The organism is Psychrobacillus sp. NEAU-3TGS (assembly GCF_029955155.1).
Classification (GTDB): Bacteria; Bacillota; Bacilli; order Bacillales_A; family Planococcaceae; genus Psychrobacillus.
Genome location: NZ_JAPNOZ010000012.1, coordinates 588,277 through 605,379, shown reverse-complemented (window position 1 = coordinate 605,379; position 17,103 = coordinate 588,277). Strand labels below are relative to the sequence as shown.

General features: G+C 36.5%; 16 protein-coding genes and 1 pseudogene. 15 read left to right on the top strand and 2 right to left on the bottom strand.

Going from position 1 to position 17,103, the window contains the following annotated elements:
• The first annotated feature begins 22 nt into the window (after positions 1–22).
• The 11 genes and pseudogenes from OR571_RS19395 to OR571_RS19345 all read left to right on the top strand — a co-directional run bounded on the left by OR571_RS19395 (position 23) and on the right by OR571_RS19345 (position 12,276).
• Positions 23–1,765, top strand: coding sequence for a 2-oxoacid:acceptor oxidoreductase subunit alpha (locus tag OR571_RS19395; protein ID WP_282245250.1), 1,743 nt, complete (start codon positions 23–25; stop codon positions 1,763–1,765).
• A complete protein-coding gene (locus OR571_RS19390; protein ID WP_282245248.1) occupies positions 1,765–2,631 on the top strand; it encodes a 2-oxoacid:ferredoxin oxidoreductase subunit beta in 867 nt (288 codons plus the stop codon). Before OR571_RS19395 ends, OR571_RS19390 begins: the two co-directional genes overlap by 1 nt.
• A 475-nt stretch (positions 2,632–3,106) precedes the next feature.
• A pseudogene (miaB, locus tag OR571_RS19385) lies at positions 3,107–4,653 on the top strand (tRNA (N6-isopentenyl adenosine(37)-C2)-methylthiotransferase MiaB).
• Positions 4,653–5,087, top strand: a complete 435-nt coding sequence (locus OR571_RS19380) for a YlbF/YmcA family competence regulator (RefSeq protein WP_282245247.1) — start codon at positions 4,653–4,655, stop codon at positions 5,085–5,087. Before miaB ends, OR571_RS19380 begins: the two are co-directional and overlap by 1 nt.
• Before the next feature lie 198 nt (positions 5,088–5,285).
• Entirely contained in the window at positions 5,286–6,302 is a 1,017-nt protein-coding gene (locus tag OR571_RS19375) for a TAXI family TRAP transporter solute-binding subunit (RefSeq protein ID WP_282245245.1), read from the top strand.
• A 74-nt stretch (positions 6,303–6,376) separates the two neighbouring features.
• Entirely contained in the window at positions 6,377–6,880 is a 504-nt protein-coding gene (locus OR571_RS19370) for a DUF1850 domain-containing protein (protein ID WP_282245244.1), read from the top strand.
• Positions 6,873–8,888 carry a TRAP transporter permease gene (locus OR571_RS19365; RefSeq protein WP_282245242.1) on the top strand — a complete coding sequence of 672 codons (2,016 nt, stop codon included), beginning with the start codon at positions 6,873–6,875 and terminating at the stop codon, positions 8,886–8,888. Before OR571_RS19370 ends, OR571_RS19365 begins: the two co-directional genes overlap by 8 nt.
• A gap of 103 nt (positions 8,889–8,991) precedes the next feature.
• Entirely contained in the window at positions 8,992–10,008 is a 1,017-nt protein-coding gene (locus OR571_RS19360) for a LytTR family transcriptional regulator DNA-binding domain-containing protein (protein ID WP_282245240.1), read from the top strand.
• Between the two features lie 119 nt (positions 10,009–10,127).
• Complete coding sequence (locus OR571_RS19355; RefSeq protein WP_282245238.1) at positions 10,128–10,976, top strand: ABC transporter ATP-binding protein; 849 nt, start codon at positions 10,128–10,130, stop codon at positions 10,974–10,976.
• Positions 10,973–11,680, top strand: a complete 708-nt coding sequence (locus OR571_RS19350) for an ABC transporter permease (RefSeq protein WP_282245236.1) — start codon at positions 10,973–10,975, stop codon at positions 11,678–11,680. Before OR571_RS19355 ends, OR571_RS19350 begins: the two co-directional genes overlap by 4 nt.
• 245 nt (positions 11,681–11,925) lie before the next feature.
• A complete protein-coding gene (locus OR571_RS19345; RefSeq protein WP_282245234.1) occupies positions 11,926–12,276 on the top strand; it encodes a YxeA family protein in 351 nt (116 codons plus the stop codon).
• A gap of 185 nt (positions 12,277–12,461) precedes the next feature.
• On the opposite strand, the gene OR571_RS19340 is transcribed toward OR571_RS19345, so the two are convergent.
• Positions 12,462–13,196 (bottom strand): YqcI/YcgG family protein, encoded by a 735-nt coding sequence (locus OR571_RS19340; RefSeq protein WP_282245232.1) that lies wholly within the window; start codon positions 13,194–13,196, stop codon positions 12,462–12,464.
• 164 nt (positions 13,197–13,360) lie between these two features.
• Between OR571_RS19340 and OR571_RS19335 the strand changes: the two genes are divergently transcribed.
• Complete coding sequence (locus OR571_RS19335) at positions 13,361–14,215, top strand: dimethylarginine dimethylaminohydrolase family protein (protein ID WP_282246300.1); 855 nt, start codon at positions 13,361–13,363, stop codon at positions 14,213–14,215.
• Positions 14,216–14,610: 395 nt separating this feature from the next.
• On the opposite strand, the gene OR571_RS19330 is transcribed toward OR571_RS19335, so the two are convergent.
• Positions 14,611–15,531, bottom strand: coding sequence for a hypothetical protein (locus OR571_RS19330; RefSeq protein ID WP_282245230.1), 921 nt, complete (start codon positions 15,529–15,531; stop codon positions 14,611–14,613).
• Between the two features lie 181 nt (positions 15,532–15,712).
• Here OR571_RS19330 and OR571_RS19325 point away from each other — a divergent pair, with 181 nt between their 5' ends.
• The 3 genes from OR571_RS19325 (at position 15,713) to fosM (ending at position 17,083) form a co-directional block, all read left to right on the top strand.
• Positions 15,713–16,327: a trimeric intracellular cation channel family protein gene (locus OR571_RS19325; RefSeq protein WP_282245228.1), complete on the top strand. Its 615-nt coding sequence runs from the start codon at positions 15,713–15,715 to the stop codon at positions 16,325–16,327.
• A gap of 109 nt (positions 16,328–16,436) precedes the next feature.
• Complete coding sequence (locus OR571_RS19320) at positions 16,437–16,634, top strand: hypothetical protein (RefSeq protein ID WP_282245226.1); 198 nt, start codon at positions 16,437–16,439, stop codon at positions 16,632–16,634.
• A gap of 26 nt (positions 16,635–16,660) precedes the next feature.
• Complete coding sequence (gene fosM / locus OR571_RS19315; RefSeq protein WP_282245224.1) at positions 16,661–17,083, top strand: FosM family fosfomycin resistance protein; 423 nt, start codon at positions 16,661–16,663, stop codon at positions 17,081–17,083.
• Positions 17,084–17,103 lie beyond the last annotated feature (20 nt).

Genomic DNA, 17,103 nt, shown 5'->3' with positions numbered 1-17,103 from the left:
GACAGTAAGGAGATGTTTATATATGTTGCAACAGCTTTCTTGGAAAGTAGGAGGGCAGCAAGGAGAGGGTATTGAAAGTACAGGGGAAATTTTCTCTATGGCGATGAACCGCCTCGGATATTATTTGTACGGATACCGTCATTTCTCTTCTCGAATTAAAGGTGGCCACACAAACAACAAAATCTGTGTACGTCCTACACAAGTGCGTACAATCCCAGATGATTTAGATATTTTAGTAGCCTTCGATCAAGAAACAATAGATGTGAACTACAAAGAACTAACCGAAAAGAGCATTATTCTAGCAGATGCTAAATTCTCACCAGTAGCACCGGAAGATTGCGTTGCCCCAATGTATATTGTTCCATTTACAGAGGTTGCTGCTGAATTAGGTACATCTCTTATGAAAAACATGGTAGCAATAGGAGCTACATCTGCCTTATTAAATCTAGATAAAGCAGTTTTCCAAGAAGTTGTAGATGAGATATTTGGTAAAAAAGGACAAGAAGTTGTTGAGAAGAATATGCAAGCGATCCAACAAGGCTTCGATACGATGGCTGAACAGCTAGGAGACCGTTTAGGTGAATGGGAACTTGTCCCTGCAGACGGCAAACACCGACTGTTTATGATTGGTAATGATGCAATCGCACTAGGAGCTTTGGCTGCGGGAGTTCGATTTATGGCAGCATATCCAATTACGCCAGCTTCTGAAATTATGGAATATATGATTAAAAAGCTGCCTTTATTTGGAGGAGCAGTTATTCAAACAGAAGACGAAATCGCGGCAGCTACAATGGCGATTGGATCTAACTACGGTGGTGTACGTGCATTTACAGCATCGGCGGGCCCTGGTTTATCTTTAATGATGGAAGCGATTGGTCTTTCAGGTATGACAGAGCAGCCATTAGTTATTGTTGATACGCAGCGTGGGGGACCATCTACTGGACTTCCAACAAAACAAGAGCAATCGGACCTTATGCAAATGATTTATGGTACACATGGGGAGATTCCAAAAGTAGTTATAGCACCAAGTACGGGTGAAGAAGCATTTTATGATACGATTCAAGCTTTTAATATAGCAGAAGAACTACAGCTTCCAGTTATTATTTTATCGGATTTACAGCTTTCACTCGGTAAACAAACAGTAGATCCATTTGATTATTCTAAAATCGAAATTCGCCGTGGTAACCTAATAAATACAGATGAAATACCAGAAGCAGAAGATAAATCATACTTCAAACGTTATGAAGTAACAGAAGATGGTGTTTCTCCTCGTGTATTACCTGGTACGAAACATGCCATTCACCACGTTACAGGCGTTGAGCATGATGAAACGGGTAAACCTTCAGAAGCAGCATCAAACCGAAAAGCGCAAATGGATAAACGAATGAAAAAGCTACAACATGTGAACTTCAGCGACCCAGTTTATGTAAGTGCACCTTATGAAGAAGCTGACATTCTATTCGTAGGATTCAATTCTACTAGAGGTGTATTAGAAGAATTACAGCAAACGCTAATTGCACAAGGAATGAAAGTGAATCATGCACATATCCGCTTGATCCACCCATTCCCAGCAAAAGAAGTGCAACCACTAGTAGCAAATGCGAAAAAAGTAGTCGTTGTGGAAAATAACGCAACAGGCCAATTAGCAAACATTTTAAAAATGAATGTTGGCGGTCATGATAAAGTAATCAATGTATTGAAATATGATGGAACCCCATTCTTACCATTACAGCTTGAAAAACAAGTAAAGGAGTTGCTTAAATAATGGTAACATTTAAAGACTTTCGTAATAATGTAAAACCAAACTGGTGCCCAGGATGTGGCGACTTCTCCGTTCAAGCAGCTATTCAACGTGCGGCAGCCAATGTTGGCATTCAGCCCCACGACCTAGCGGTAATTTCAGGAATCGGCTGTTCAGGACGTATTTCCGGCTATATCCATTCATATGGTTTCCATGGTATTCACGGACGTGCACTTCCGATTGCACAAGGCTTGAAAATGGCAAATAAAGATCTGCATGTAATTGCTTCTGGTGGAGACGGAGACGGGTTTGCAATCGGTATCGGCCATACAATTCATTCCATTCGACGTAATATCGACTTAACATACGTAGTCATGGACAACCAAATTTACGGTTTAACAAAAGGGCAAACTTCTCCACGCTCAGCAGAAGGATTTAAAACGAAATCCACTCCAGGTGGAGCAATCGAGCCTTCTCTTAAACCACTAGAACTAGCACTAACATCAGGAGCTACTTTTGTAGCACAAGGTTTCTCTTCTGATATTAAAGAACTAACTGCCATTATTGAGGCTGGTATTAACCATAAAGGTTTTTCTTTCATCAATGTGTTCAGTCCTTGTGTAACGTACAATAAAGTAAATACCTATGACTGGTTCAAAGAAAACTTAACAAAGCTTTCCGATGTAGAAGGCTACGACCATACAAATCGCGAACAAGCAATGCAAGTTGTCATGGAGAACGAAGGATTAGTAACAGGAATCATTTATCAAAATGAAGAAGCACCTTCCTATCAAGAGCAAGTTCCTGGTTATGCACCAACACCACTTGCAGACCAGAATTTGAAGATGAGTGAGAAAGAATTTAATACATTATTACAAGATTTTATGTGATGATAAAAAAGCTACCTTTAAGGGGTGGCTTTTTTAGTGTGTGGAGAATAGGAAGATAGAGTTCCGGAAACGGGAGATAGTTGTGTGGAATCACAAGATAGGACCCCTAAATCGCAAGATACAGACTTAGAATCGCAAAATAGAGTCCGCAAATCGCAAGATCCGCCTCCATAAATTAGGAATGGCAAGAAAGGTGTGTGGAATCGCAAGATAGGACCCCTAAATCGCAAGATCCAATCTTAGAATCGCAAAATGGAGTGCAAAAATCGCAAGATAGCCCCCCTAAATCGTAAGATCCCCCGAAACCACCAAAATAAAACAGTACAAACTCCAACGTTTCCACCCCAAACCCATTTTCTTATGTCCAAATAAGTACTTTTAAGCTTTATACCTTGTAGCTATAGTGCAGTATTCAGTATAATAGGTTGATGGGTATTCGTATTAGTTACGAAGGAAAGAAAGGAGCGTCTTCTTAATGAACGAAGAATCGCGTTTACAAAGTACACAAGTAAAGGAACCTAATTCTCCGGACAAAAAATCCGTGAAGGATTATAGCCAATATTTTCAATCAGTTTATACTCCACCATCCTTAAAAGAAGCAAAAAAACGAGGAAAAGAAGAAGTTGCTTACCATAATGACTTTTCTATTGCTGAGCAATTTAAAGGAATGGGGCAAAACCGTAAATTTTATATTCGTACGTATGGCTGCCAAATGAATGAGCATGATACAGAAGTTATGGCTGGTATTTTCATGCAACTTGGATATGAGCCTACTGACACGGTGGATGATGCAAATGTTATTTTACTAAATACATGTGCCATTCGTGAAAATGCGGAAAACAAAGTATTTGGTGAACTAGGCCATTTAAAACACTTAAAACAAAACAATCCAGACGTATTAATCGGTGTATGTGGATGTATGTCCCAAGAAGAATCCGTCGTCAATAAAATATTAAAAACCTATAATCAAGTGGATATGATTTTTGGAACACATAATATTCACCGCTTACCTAATATTCTAAACGAAGCTTACCTTTCAAAAGAAATGGTCGTAGAAGTTTGGTCTAAAGAAGGCGATGTAATTGAAAACTTACCTCGCGTTCGTAAAGGTTCTATTAAAGCTTGGGTAAATATTATGTACGGATGCGATAAGTTCTGTACGTATTGTATCGTTCCTTATACAAGAGGAAAAGAACGTAGCCGTCGTCCTGAGGATATTATTCAAGAAATTAGACATCTTGCAGCGCAAGGCTATAAAGAAGTGACACTACTTGGTCAAAACGTTAATGCATACGGAAAAGACTTCGAAGACCTAGATTATCGATTTGGTGATTTAATGGATGATCTTCGAAAGATTGATGTAGCACGTATTCGTTTCATGACAAGTCACCCTCGAGACTTTGATGATCATTAATCGAGGTACTTGCAAAAGGTGGTAACCTAGTTGATCACATTCATTTGCCAGTTCAATCTGGTTCATCTGATATACTCAAAATAATGGCTCGTAAATATTCAAGAGAACATTATTTAGAGCTAGTTCGTAAGATTAAAACTGCTATTCCCAATGTCTCTTTAACAACGGATATTATCGTTGGATTCCCGAACGAAACAGATGAGCAATTTGAAGAAACGATGTCTTTATACAAAGAAGTAGGATTTGAAATTGCTTATACGTATATTTACTCTCCACGTGAAGGTACTCCAGCTGCCAAAATGGTTGATAATGTACCGATGGAAGTGAAAAAAGAGCGTCTCCAACGTTTAAATAAATTAGTAAATGATATGTCTGCAGAAGCAATGAAAAAATACGAGGGACAAATTGTAGAAGTACTAGTAGAAGGGGAAAGTAAAAATAACCCGGAAGTACTTGCAGGATATACACCAAAGAGTAAGCTAGTTAACTTTGTTGGACCAAAAGAAATCATTGGTCAGCTAGTGCAAGTAAAAATTACAGATGCTAAAACTTGGTCACTTACTGGAGAACTAGTCGAAGTACAAAAAGAACAAGAGGTGGGAATATAATGACTACTAAATATACTAGAGACGATATTATTGAAAAAGCAAAAGAAATCGCAACAATGATTGCCAATACAGAAGAAGTGGATTTCTTTAAACGTGCAGAAGCACAAATTAACGAAAACCAAACAGTGCGTGAAAAAATTGCTAGTTTGAAAAGTTTGCAAAAACAAGCAGTAAACTTTCAACATCTAGGAAAAGAAAAAGCACTCAAAATGATTGAAGGTAAAATCGAAGCAATCGAAGCAGAAATCGATGAACTGCCAATTGTACAAGAGTTCAAACAATCACAAGGTGATGTAAACAGCCTTTTACAATTAGTTGCAAACTCAATTTCTAACAATGTAACAAACCAAATTATCGAAGCAACTGAAGGCGATCTACTAAGAGGCGAAACTGGCTCCAAAGTAAAAAATACAACATATGATAGCTGTTCTTAATAATTGAAGAAAAACGCACATATAATCTGAAAAGATTATATGTGCGTTTTTTATTTTGTCAGTTAATAAGTCGGTAATATATTATATATAATAATCTAAAAATAGCGAATTGGCATAATAGGTTGACAATTAAGTAGCGACTTATGGTAGAATTGTAACGAACATAGGGGAAATTTATAGATAAGGGGAGAAATTTGAATGAAGAAAAAGCAATGGAATTTGTTAGCACTTCTAAGCTTATTTGTTTTATTAGTATTAGCAGCTTGTGGTTCTACAGATAGCGGTACTTCAGACAGCGATTCTACTACTGATGGTAGTGCTGGCGGAGAAACTGAAAAATCAAGCGAAGCACCTAAGTTTTTAAGCTTGTTAACTGGTGGAACACAAGGAACTTATTATCCACTTGGCGGTACATTCGCTGAATTGATAACAACGGAAACTGGTGTTAAAACTACAGCAGAAGTTTCTCAAGCATCCGCTGCAAATATGACTGCTTTGCAAAATGGCGAAGGTGATATCGCTTTCGTACAAACCGATATTGCGTATTATGGAACGGAAGGAACCCTAATGTTTGAAGGAAAGAAAACGGATTCAGTAACTGCATTAGGTGCCTTGTATCCAGAAACAATTCAATTAGTAACACTTGCTGATTCAGGTATTACTTCTTACGAAGATTTAAAAGGTAAAAAAGTTTCTGTGGGCGCACCAGGTTCTGGTACTTACGCAAATGCAGAACAATTACTTGAAATACACGGGTTAACAATGGATGATATCCAAGCACAAAACTTAGACTTTGGTGAGTCAACTGATGGTATCCAATCTGGACAAATCGATGCAGCATTCATCACAGCTGGTTATCCAACTGGTGCGGTAGAAGCATTGAATGCAACAAATAAAGTATCCATCATTCCGGTAAGTAACGATAAAGCAGAAGCATTAATCGAAAAATATCCATATTATGCGAAAGATGCTATTCCTAAAGGTACTTATGATTTAGCAGAAGAAGTACCAGCTGTATCTGTACTGGCAATGCTTGCAGTTAAGAAAGAACTTCCAGAAGATCTTGTATATCAAATGACAAAAGCAATTTATGATAATACAGATAAAATCAGTCATGCAAAAGGTGAATTCATTAAAGCGGAAACTGGTTTAGATGGAATCGGTATCGAAGTTCATCCTGGTGCACAAAAATATTTTGATGAAGTAAATAAATAATTGAAAAATAAAAAAGGGGCTCAGTTGCGAATAGCTTCGAGCCTCTTTTTGAATTAAATGGGGTTAATCAACAAGTGAAAAAAATACTTGTGGGGCTAATCATCTTAATGCCTATTATATTTTTTATTCCTTTTTGGACTGCTTTTACGTATACAGAAACACGCAGTGAGGACCCAGTTCTACACTACATACCGATGAGTAGAGAAACCGATTTTCAAATTATTTTTACACACTCTATTCATCTGACGGATGTAATTGAGAGTTATAGAGTACTAGATTCTAATGCAATTCGATTATTATCTATGCAATATAGCGATGTTGCAATCGGTATGCCCGGTTATGCGGAGAAAGGTCAAACGTTACAGTATGAAAATGGAATTTATACGTTGCGATACGAGGAAGCGATATTGAAGGATTTTACCTTACATATTGGTGATGTTGACTATAAGTTAAGCTTCAGCTATGGGACGAAGGAATTTAATTTAAAAGAAGAGCTAGTTAGGGGTAAATCATATATATTTGAAGTGAAGAAACTGTCTTTATATGAAAAGATGAAAGGAGTCGAATTGAATGGGTAAAAAGGATCCGAAATTACAAGACAATCAGTTTGATGAATTGTCTGTTGAGGAGCAACAGGCCATTTTAGAGAAGTATGATCTTGAATCGAATACACGTACTTTAGGTGGAATATTGAAGTATGTTATTTACTTTGGGTTAATGGCGTTTTCATTATTTCAATTGTATACGGCTATTTTTGGTCAGTTTCCAGCACAAATTCAGCGTACGGTCCATTTAGGCTTTGGACTTGTTTTTATTTTTTTATTATTTCCGGCACGACGAAAGTTTTCGAAAACAAAAGTGCCATTTTATGATTTTATATTAGCTGCGGGAGCAATTTTAATCGGAAGTTACTGGACAATTAACTACAATCGTTTAGTACAAAGTTTAGGCCAGTTAGAGGGATTGGACTTTTTTATAGGTTTACTTTCCATATTACTAGTATTAGAAGCTTCTAGACGTGCTGTAGGCTTGCCTATTACCATTATTGCTTCTTTGTTTTTAGTGTATGCGTATTTCGGACCGTATTTCCCAGATTTCATGGCCCATCGCGGGCAAAGTGTGGATAACATCGTTAATTTAATGTTCTTTACGACGGACGGAATTTTAGGGACTCCTCTTGCCGTTTCTTCTACGTATATTTTTGCATTCCTATTATTTGGGGCGTTTCTAGTAAAAACGGGAGTAGGAGAATACTTTAATGATTTATCCATAGCAGTAGCTGGGAAGCTGGTTGGCGGTCCTGCAAAAGTAGCGATCTTTTCATCTGCGCTGCAAGGAACAATTTCAGGTAGCTCTGTAGCAAACGTTGTTACCTCAGGTGCCTATACAATACCTATGATGAAATCACTCGGTTATAAAAAGGAATTTGCCGGTGCGGTAGAGGCGTCTTCTTCAACTGGAGGACAATTGATGCCACCGATTATGGGGGCGGCTGCTTTCTTAATGGTTGAATTTATTGGTCGTGGCGTGACGTATTGGGATATCGCGAAAGCCGCTGCAATTCCTGCTGTTTTATATTTCACTGGAATTTGGATTATGACGCATTTTGAAGCAAAGCGATTAGGATTACGTGGTTTAACAGACGAGCAAATGCCAGATCGTAAAAAAATCTTTAAAAAGTTATATTTAATATTGCCGATTTTCTTAATCATCGTGTTGATGATGGTAGGGGTTCCTGTCATTCACTCTGCAATGTACGGTATTGTTGCTTGTATCATCGTTGGGATGATCAACAGAGATACAAAAACAGGTCCTCGTGAGATTTTAGATGCATTAGTGGATGGTGCTCGTACAGCTCTAGGTGTTATAGCTGCTACTGCGTGTGCTGGAATAATTGTAGGGGTTGTTGTGAAAACTGGATTAGGACTAAGCTTGGCAACGAGTTTAGTAAAACTAGCTGGAGGAAGTATTATTTTAACATTGTTCTTTGTTATGATTGCATCTCTAATATTAGGAATGGGTGCTCCAACAACTGCTAACTATGTTATTACTTCTACAATTGCAGCACCGGCTATTATTGCATTATTGGCACCTGACGTACCGCAAAGTGCTGTGCCGATTGTCGTATTATTATCAGCGCATTTCTTCGTGTTCTATTTTGGGATTATTGCAGATATTACGCCGCCTGTCGCCCTTGCTGCCTTTGCAGCATCTGGAATTTCAGGTGGAGATCCAATTAAAACGGGTGTGGAAGCTTCCAAGTTAGCGATAGCCGCTTTCATTATTCCATATATGGTTGTATTTTCACCGACGTTATTAATGATCGATACAACCTTGTGGGAAATTATATGGGTTTTCGTTACAGCATTAATCGGAATGATTGCTATTGGTGCAGGAGTAATTGGTTATTGGTATCGTAAAGTAAATTGGATTGAAAGAATTTTCGCTGTGGTTGCAGGGTTATTATTAATTTATCCGGAAGGTTATTCTGACATTGCAGGCTTAATCATTTTTGCTATTCTTGTCACGATCCAATATATGACACGTGAAAAAACAGATAAAAAGAAACAAGCAATAGTAGCTTAATTGGAAAACACGAGCCTTTATGGGTTCGTGTTTTTTCTATATGGGCATATATAGAAAACTGTTATAATTAAAATGTTAAGAATAATAGAAAAGAGGATTTTGGATGTCACTCAAATTTATACAAGCAGAAAAGCAAGTATATGATTCCATCGTATTTCCTGCTTTTGATTTAACGATTGCTGGTGGGGAAGTTACCGCTATTTGTTCGAATGTGAACATAAGGGAGCAGTTAATCGAAATAATACTAGGAAGAAATTTTTTATCCAATGGAGAAATTCAATATGCGGATGAAAAGAAGTTAGCGTTCTTTTTTCTGCATGAAGGATTGCACGAACGCCTTACAGTGCAGGAGTTTCTCAAGTTTTACCATCAATTGTATCAATCCAAACAATCAATCGAAGAGATTACTCGTTTAGTACAGCTGGATTCGAAGAAAAACAAAAAAATAAAAGACCTTACATATTCCGAAAAAAAACGTGCTCAGTTAGCTTACATACTGATTCAAAATGCGGAAACTTACATAATGGAAGAACCTGATCAAAATTTGGACGTTGAATCGAAACGAATATTTATCGCCGTTTTTAACGAGCTTCGAAAATTGAATAAAACAGTGCTTGTTTTAACAAGTCACTTAGAAACAGCAGTAACTGTTGCAGATAAAATTGTTCGCTTGGATGACAAAGGACTTCAAATAGTCCAAACCGAAGAAGAGCATCCAGAGGAACTCCATAACGTAAACGTAATAGAAAGTGAAACCGAAGAAAAAATTGTACAACCAATCCGATTTGAAAAAATCCCAACGAAAGTAAATGAAAAAATCGTGCTATTTGATCCACCAGAAATTGACTATATTGAAAGTACTGAAGGGCAAACTTTTTTACATATAAAAGGAGAAAGCTTTCCTTGTACGTTTACGCTAAATGAATTAGAGGAGCGATTATATCCGTTTGGATTTTTCCGATGTCACCGTTCCTATATCGTGAATTTACAAAAAGTTCGGGAAGTAATTACGTGGACGAGAAATAGTTATAGCCTCGTACTCGATGATGCATTAAAATCTTCCGTTCCCTTATCCAAAACGAAAATGGCGGATTTAAAGGGAATGTTGGGCCTCAAATAAGCTCCATTCACCAAGGAAATGACTCCTTTCACCGGAAATATGCTGTTTTCCATATAAAAACCGCTTAATGTTAGTTGTGTAGAAACGAAACAGACAACTAACCATTTAGGAGGATGAATATGGAAAACGCAATTGAAGTGAAAGGTTTAGCAAAATATTTTGCTAATTTTAAAGCAATTGAAGGGGTCGATTTTGAAGTAAAAAAAGGAGAAATTTTTGGCTTTCTGGGACCAAGTGGCTCGGGAAAAACAACAACCATTAAAATATTAACTGGTCAACTAGATCCGACAGAAGGAGAAGCATTTGTTTTTGGGGAAAATGTTTCCCATCTGAAAAATCCAAAAGCACGCAAACGTTTCGGCGTACTAACAGATAATAGTGGCCTGTATAGAAGATTGACCATTTATGAGAATTTAAAATTGTATTGCGAGCTATATGATCTCCCACTTTCTAAAATTGATGAGGCCCTTGGATTCGTTAATTTAAAAGAAGAAAGCAAGAAAAAAGTGGCTACATTATCAAAAGGGATGACGCAGCGTGTCGTTTTAGCAAGGGCAATTTTGCATGAACCAGAGCTATTATTTTTAGATGAACCAACATCTGCACTGGATCCGGTGAATACCCTTCATATATATGAGGGATTACGTGCGCTCAATAAAAAAGGAACGACCATTTTTTTAACGACGCATGATATGCAGGAAGCAGATACATTGTGTAATCGCGTTGCCTTTTTAAATAAAGGGAAGATCCGTCTGCTCGATCAACCAAACAAGTTAAAGAAGCAATATGCGGATGCTACAATTATCGTAGAACTAACGAATGATGAAAAAATACAACTCCGTAGAGATGCAGCAGGAGCAGAAGAAATGTACCAATTAATGAAAGATAATCGAGTGGTAACGGTACATTCCAACGAACCAACATTAGGGGATATTTTTGTGAAAGTAACGGGAGGGGAATTAGTATGACAATTTCATGGAAGCGTGTAAACGCAATACTTCAAAAAGATTTTAAAGACTTTTCTAGAAACTCGGCTGTTTCCATCATCATTTTTTTTCCGATTATTTTGGCGGCAATTTACGGAAGGATGGGAATCGATTCGCTTCAAACCCAATTTATGAATATTAATATGGCGTTTGCAATGGTTGGAACCTATGTACAATGTTGTTTAATAGCAGAAGAAAAAGAGAAGAACACGTTACGAGGACTCATGCTATCACCTGCAAGTACGCTAGAAATTCTCGGCGGGAAAAGTTTGCTCACATTTGTATTAACGATTATTGTTGTATTTTTTAGCGCATATTTATCAGAATATAGACCAGCAAATGTCGCGGTTGTAGCCATTGCGATTCTGTTATCGACATTATTTTATATCGGAATGGGTACATTATTAGGGCTTGTTGCCAAATCTGTTATGGAGTCATCTGTAATTGTACTACCTGTTATCGGGATTTTTACAATGGGTTCATTTGTAACTGCGTTGACGGAAAAGTATCCGATATTGAAGGTTGCGGAATTTTTACCGAACATCCAATTAATCGAGCTTGCAGAAGAAGTAGAGCAAGGAGCAGGTTTTGTTCAAGTGCTTCCGAACTTAGGGATTATTGGAATTTGGATCGTTGCGGTCTTTGCATTGACGGTGGTAGTGTATCGGAAGCGTATGGTTGATTGATTAGTAGAGAATTTTCTCGGAAGTAGTCACATTTTTATTAAAAGTAAATAATAACCAATATGCATGCTAAAAAGAAACATCTTCATTTTCCTGTTTGTATGATAGTCGGGAAGTATTAGCTAGTACTTATGTGAGAAGTGACAAAATCGTCACTTCTCTTATCATTTTGTAACCATAATCGTAGGCTAATATTTTCTATTACCTGTAAAATGTACGAAAAGGGGAAAAGGAGGAGGAATTTAAGAATGAAAGCAGTAAAGATAGCAATTGGAACCCTGATTGTGGCGGTTATACTAATATTATCTATGTCTCTTTTAGTTAAGAACGAGCTGGCAGATATGTTAAACCCATTTATCTCACATAAGGATGTTTTCGTAAGGATTGATCAAATTGGAGAAAGGATAGATTCAAAGACATACGAATATATCTTAGAAGGAATTAATGAAGATGGTAAGAAAGTTCAGATTGCTTTTACCGCCAGTAAACATTTACGAGAGGGAGCATATTTAAAAGTAGATACTAAAAGAACTTATGTGAAATCATGGGAAGAAGTCCAGCAGAAGGAGATTCCTTCTGCTGTTCGAGATAAACTATAATAGGACCAAAAAATTGTTTCCTTATAATAATAAAATTCACACTAAAAAGCTCAGTACAAGTATCCACTGAGCTTTTTAATGTGAAGATATAGGAAGAATATCGATAACAGACAAGAAAAAATTATCTTATTTTTTATACTTCAGTTGGTTTCGGAACACACCATTCCTAAACCTTTTTAATTGCTTTATGCTTGTGATTTATGTTGAAATGGACATTTTCCTTGAATTGGCTCAATATCATCACCGATAAAGAACTGCTTCCATTCATTATGCGTAGGATCGCCAAAGTGACCGATATCTGGATGCTTCGGCAACTGATCCCAAGCTTCTACACGTTTTCGGACTTTTTCGCGTGACATAATACCACCTTTTTCAGTTCCTTCTAATCCTTTAAATATTTTACGAGGCTGGAATCCAAGAACCATTGCGTTTCCTAAATCACGTGTCTTTCGTTTTTTGTATGCAGGAGTGTTACCGAATACGAAGATTGGCTCTCCATTGAATCGGAAATCCCATAAGTAATGCTCAGGGTCTCGCGGACTATCTTCCGGCCATTCTACTTCATCGACTTCGTGTAAGTATTGGAGGATTTCCCAAAACTGCTTTCGGTAATCATCGATAGAACCCTCTTGTTCAAAAGGCTCTACAAATACAAAAAGACCGTGTCTCTTGTAGTTTGGTAATTTAAATAAATCTAGAAAGCCTGCTACAGCAGACGGTAGATTACTCCAGTCGTCTTGGGTAATATAAGCATAGCGGAGCTCGCCTTTCAGTTCGCCACTCATTCCAAAAAAGCATGGGAATGTTTTATCTGTTACTGTATTATGAAAAGTTTCATATTCCTTATAAAGCCAACTAGGTAAGTCTGTTCTCGTATGAAAATCTTCTTTTGTTAATAATGCTTTTTCTTTTGTAATCACACAATCTCCTCCACTATCTTTATTCACATATATATGTTTATTCTTTACCCCATCATAAATTTCCTGAAACAACAAGGTTAAATGAAAATAAATTGCACAAAAAGGTTATGTAATGAAAAAAAGAGGGAATATAAAAGAAGGAATAAAGAAATTGGAGGATTATCATTGTGAAAATAAGTCAAACGCAAGCTCAAATACATTGTCAAAATGAATATGGAACGCTCCAAAAAGTCGTTCTATGTGAACCGCAATATATGGAAATTAAAGAAGTGATTAATGATGTGCAGAAAAAATATAAACATGATAATATTGACCGCTCACTTGCCATCTCACAGCATCAGTTATTTGAACAAACTTTAAGAAATGCTGGTGTAGAAGTGATTAAACTAAAACCAAGTAAGAATCATCCTGAACAGGTCTTCACTAGAGATATTGGTTTTACTTTAGGAAATCGCTTTTTTATTTCCAAAATGGCGAATCCGATTCGTGAAGGTGAGGAGGAAATATTAGCCCAGTGGATGAACGAACAAGGTCTTTCCTATATGGAGTTTTCCAATCATTCCATAGAAGGTGGAGATGTAATCATAGATGGCAATCATGTGTTTATAGGAATTAGCGAACGTACGTGTATGAAAGCTGTAGAAGCTTTGCAAAAAATATTACCGGAATTTGAGATTTTTCCTATTCCATTTAATTCAAAATACTTACATCTAGACTGTGTTTTCAATATTTTGTCCTCCGAAGATGCATTAATTTATCCCGATGCGCTCGATCCAGAGATAGTGGACCACTTGGCGAGTATGTATCATTTAATCGAAGTAAGTGAGAAAGAGCAGTTCTCAATGGGTACGAATGTGTTATCTATCGGTCAAAATCGAGTGTTTAGTTTGCCAATAAATCAGGATGTTAATGATGAGTTGAGAAAGCATGGATATAAAGTGGTGGAGGTAGATTTTTCGGAAATCATTAAATCAGGAGGCTCGTTCCGGTGTTGTTCAATGCCACTTTTACGACATTAATAAGCACCAATCGATCTATGTCATTACATATGATTGATTGGTTTTTTTACGTAAAGCATTTCTAAAAGATCCTAGCTCGATTCTATAAAATTCTTCTATATTGCGGTAAAATATACTATATAAATAGAGGAAAACAATCAGATATTATATACATTATTTGTACAGATTGTGGATTTATCATGGAAAGCTATGTGAAAAAACCGGAGAAATTTAAAGGTACATTTTAGGATGGAATTAATCGGTATTATATTAAAGTTATATGTCACGATTGGATGTCCGTTAGTTTTTTGCTGATTGATCTGCTCTTTTTTAAAAAGAGGAGGTTAGAAGAATAAAGCTCGTACACTATATTACTGTTTAGATAAAGAAAAAGCTCAGTTCACCCAAGATTTTCCTTAATTTAATCGCTTGTGATCTTTTCCTCTTATAATAACTTCATATGGCAATTCTTCTACTGCTAACTCTTCTCTTTTTAGCTCAATGATGTCATGTACATATGTTTCTATCTGCTCGACTTTTTTATTGGAAATCCATGCCCACTTCGAGTTGGGTATGTCTGTTTTAATAATAATCTGCAAAGGTTCTGGGTGGAATGAGTAAGCAAATCCTTTATATTCGTCAAACTTTTTATCCGTTTCTTCTCTTATTGCATCGAAAATTGGTTGCCATTTTTCATCTCGTATATCATTCTCACTTTTTCTTGTTATTTTCACATCAAAGTTCATGTTTGTCTTGGAAAAAATGGCACTGGAAATGAGCTGTTGAATTTCGCCCTTCGCTTCGTCATCATACGTTTTCGTTTCGTCTATTCTTATATCTACATATGGATTCGATTTTCTTGGATCAACCATCATTGCATTGAATGAATATCCTTTTTCGTTTAATAATTCAGCTGATATTGTAGAAACCTCATTGATTAATTCATTTATTTTTTTATCTTCCTCACTCATCGAACCGGACCAATTCGAAACTTCCAATTGAATATTAATGGCATTCAGCTTATTTTCTTTTGCAATATCTTGGACAAGTGTTTTTAATAGCTTTTCGTTTTGATCAATAAACGCTTGATCGGTAACTTGTAGGGTGAGTAGACGTCCTTCATAAGAGAAGGTTGTACCTATTTCACCGAAATCTTTGTGCTCTAGTGTTTGATTTAATTCCATTAAAAATTCTTCCACTTTCTGGTGTTCCTTTTTCGTCTCCGCCATACTTTCAGCTAATGTCTTCTCATCGTTTTGTGATTGTACAAACAAAAAGGCAAGAATAACAATCCAAGCCAGTATTACTCCTAGTAATGTAAGGGATTTCTTTTGCATTTCTTCCACCTCCAATTGATCGTACTTCCTCCAGCCAATTATACCTTTAAATTAGTTTAGCAACACTATTTTTGGGTATGATAATTAAGTATGTAAGCATAAACAGTAGAGTCGTTCAAAACTTTCAATTTGAACGACTTTTTGCGATGAATGAGACCGATGAAGAAAGGAGGAGTTGCCTTTGACATGGGACATTCTTAATATTATTGGTACCATTGCATTTGCAATAAGTGGTGTGCTTATCGCTATAGAAGAGGATTATGATCTGTTCGGTATGTATGTGCTAGGATTTATGACTGCATTCGGTGGCGGTCTTATTCGTAATATATTGATTGGGATACCAATTGAGAACTTTTGGCTACAACCTCATTTGTTTGAAATAGCATCTTTGACTATTACGATTGCTTATATAATGCCAAATAAATGGATTATTAATTGGAAAAATGCTGTAGTATTTTTTGATGCAATCGGTTTAGCAGCGTTCGCCATTCAAGGGGCAAATTATGCTGTATCCATCGATGCACCGTTAATGGTAGTAATTATTGCGGCTTACATGACTGGAACGGGTGGTGGAATGATAAGAGATGTGTTCGCAGGCAGAAAACCGATGATTTTTAGTTCTGGTATTTATGCTTTTTGGGCCGTACTAGTAGGTCTTGTCATTGGTTTTGGTTTTATACGAGGATCGTCTGCTACATTTTTGCTCTTAATAATGATTGTTATATTAAGGATACTATCCGTCTATTTTGACTGGAACCTCCCTCATAAAGGGTATAAAAAAAGAATGGACAACTGACGAAAAAGAGTTGCTTAGGCAGCTCTTTTTCTATTGTACAACATATATTTCGAAATTTCCGAAACCTTATTTCCCACTATTCGTAGATATTGTAAAGGAGCTGGTGTGCTTGTCACTCATCGCAGATATTTTAATGGCTATTTATGTTGTAGTTATGATTATGTCATCTTTTTTATATGTTCGCCATCTAACAAAAACCAAGAAGCAAAGAAAACTATCGACTTTTGAGTATACTATGTATGTAATCATCCAGATTGCATATCTATTATTTGCAATCAGTTTACTAATTTCTGTATTTGTTGGTTGAAAAATATTAATCTTGAGGTGATAAACATGTCGATAAAAGGTATTAACCATTTATTATTTTCAGTTTCCAATTTAGAAAATTCCATTGATTTTTACAAAAATATATTGGGAGCCAAATTGTTAGTGAAAGGGAGCTCCACTGCCTATTTCGATTTAAATGGTATATGGCTTGCACTAAATGTAGAGAAAGATATTCCTCGTAATGAAATAAGTCAATCATATACACATATAGCTTTTTCCATTGATGAGGCTGAGTTTGAAAAAATGCATAAAAAACTGGAAAAATGGAATGTAAATATTTTAGCGGGACGTCCAAGAGATGAAGGAGATAAGAACTCTATTTATTTTACTGATCCTGATGGTCATAAGTTTGAATTTCATACTGGAACATTGCTAGATAGATTACAATACTATAAATCAGAAAAAGATCATATGGAATTTTTTGATTAACAGTTTTTCTTTTAAAATAA

What these genes read in the sequence shown, in the direction of transcription:
- OR571_RS19395 (WP_282245250.1), top strand. Translation starts at nt 23, where the DNA reads ATGTTGCAACAGCTTTCTTGGAAAGTAGGAGGGCAGCAAGGAGAGGGT.
- OR571_RS19390 (WP_282245248.1), top strand. Translation starts at nt 1,765, where the DNA reads ATGGTAACATTTAAAGACTTTCGTAATAATGTAAAACCAAACTGGTGC.
- OR571_RS19380 (WP_282245247.1), top strand. Translation starts at nt 4,653, where the DNA reads ATGACTACTAAATATACTAGAGACGATATTATTGAAAAAGCAAAAGAA.
- OR571_RS19375 (WP_282245245.1), top strand. Translation starts at nt 5,286, where the DNA reads ATGAAGAAAAAGCAATGGAATTTGTTAGCACTTCTAAGCTTATTTGTT.
- OR571_RS19365 (WP_282245242.1), top strand. Translation starts at nt 6,873, where the DNA reads ATGGGTAAAAAGGATCCGAAATTACAAGACAATCAGTTTGATGAATTG.
- OR571_RS19360 (WP_282245240.1), top strand. Translation starts at nt 8,992, where the DNA reads ATGTCACTCAAATTTATACAAGCAGAAAAGCAAGTATATGATTCCATC.
- OR571_RS19355 (WP_282245238.1), top strand. Translation starts at nt 10,128, where the DNA reads ATGGAAAACGCAATTGAAGTGAAAGGTTTAGCAAAATATTTTGCTAAT.
- OR571_RS19350 (WP_282245236.1), top strand. Translation starts at nt 10,973, where the DNA reads ATGACAATTTCATGGAAGCGTGTAAACGCAATACTTCAAAAAGATTTT.
- OR571_RS19345 (WP_282245234.1), top strand. Translation starts at nt 11,926, where the DNA reads ATGAAAGCAGTAAAGATAGCAATTGGAACCCTGATTGTGGCGGTTATA.
- OR571_RS19330 (WP_282245230.1), bottom strand. Translation starts at nt 15,531, where the DNA reads ATGCAAAAGAAATCCCTTACATTACTAGGAGTAATACTGGCTTGGATT.
- fosM (WP_282245224.1), top strand. Translation starts at nt 16,661, where the DNA reads ATGTCGATAAAAGGTATTAACCATTTATTATTTTCAGTTTCCAATTTA.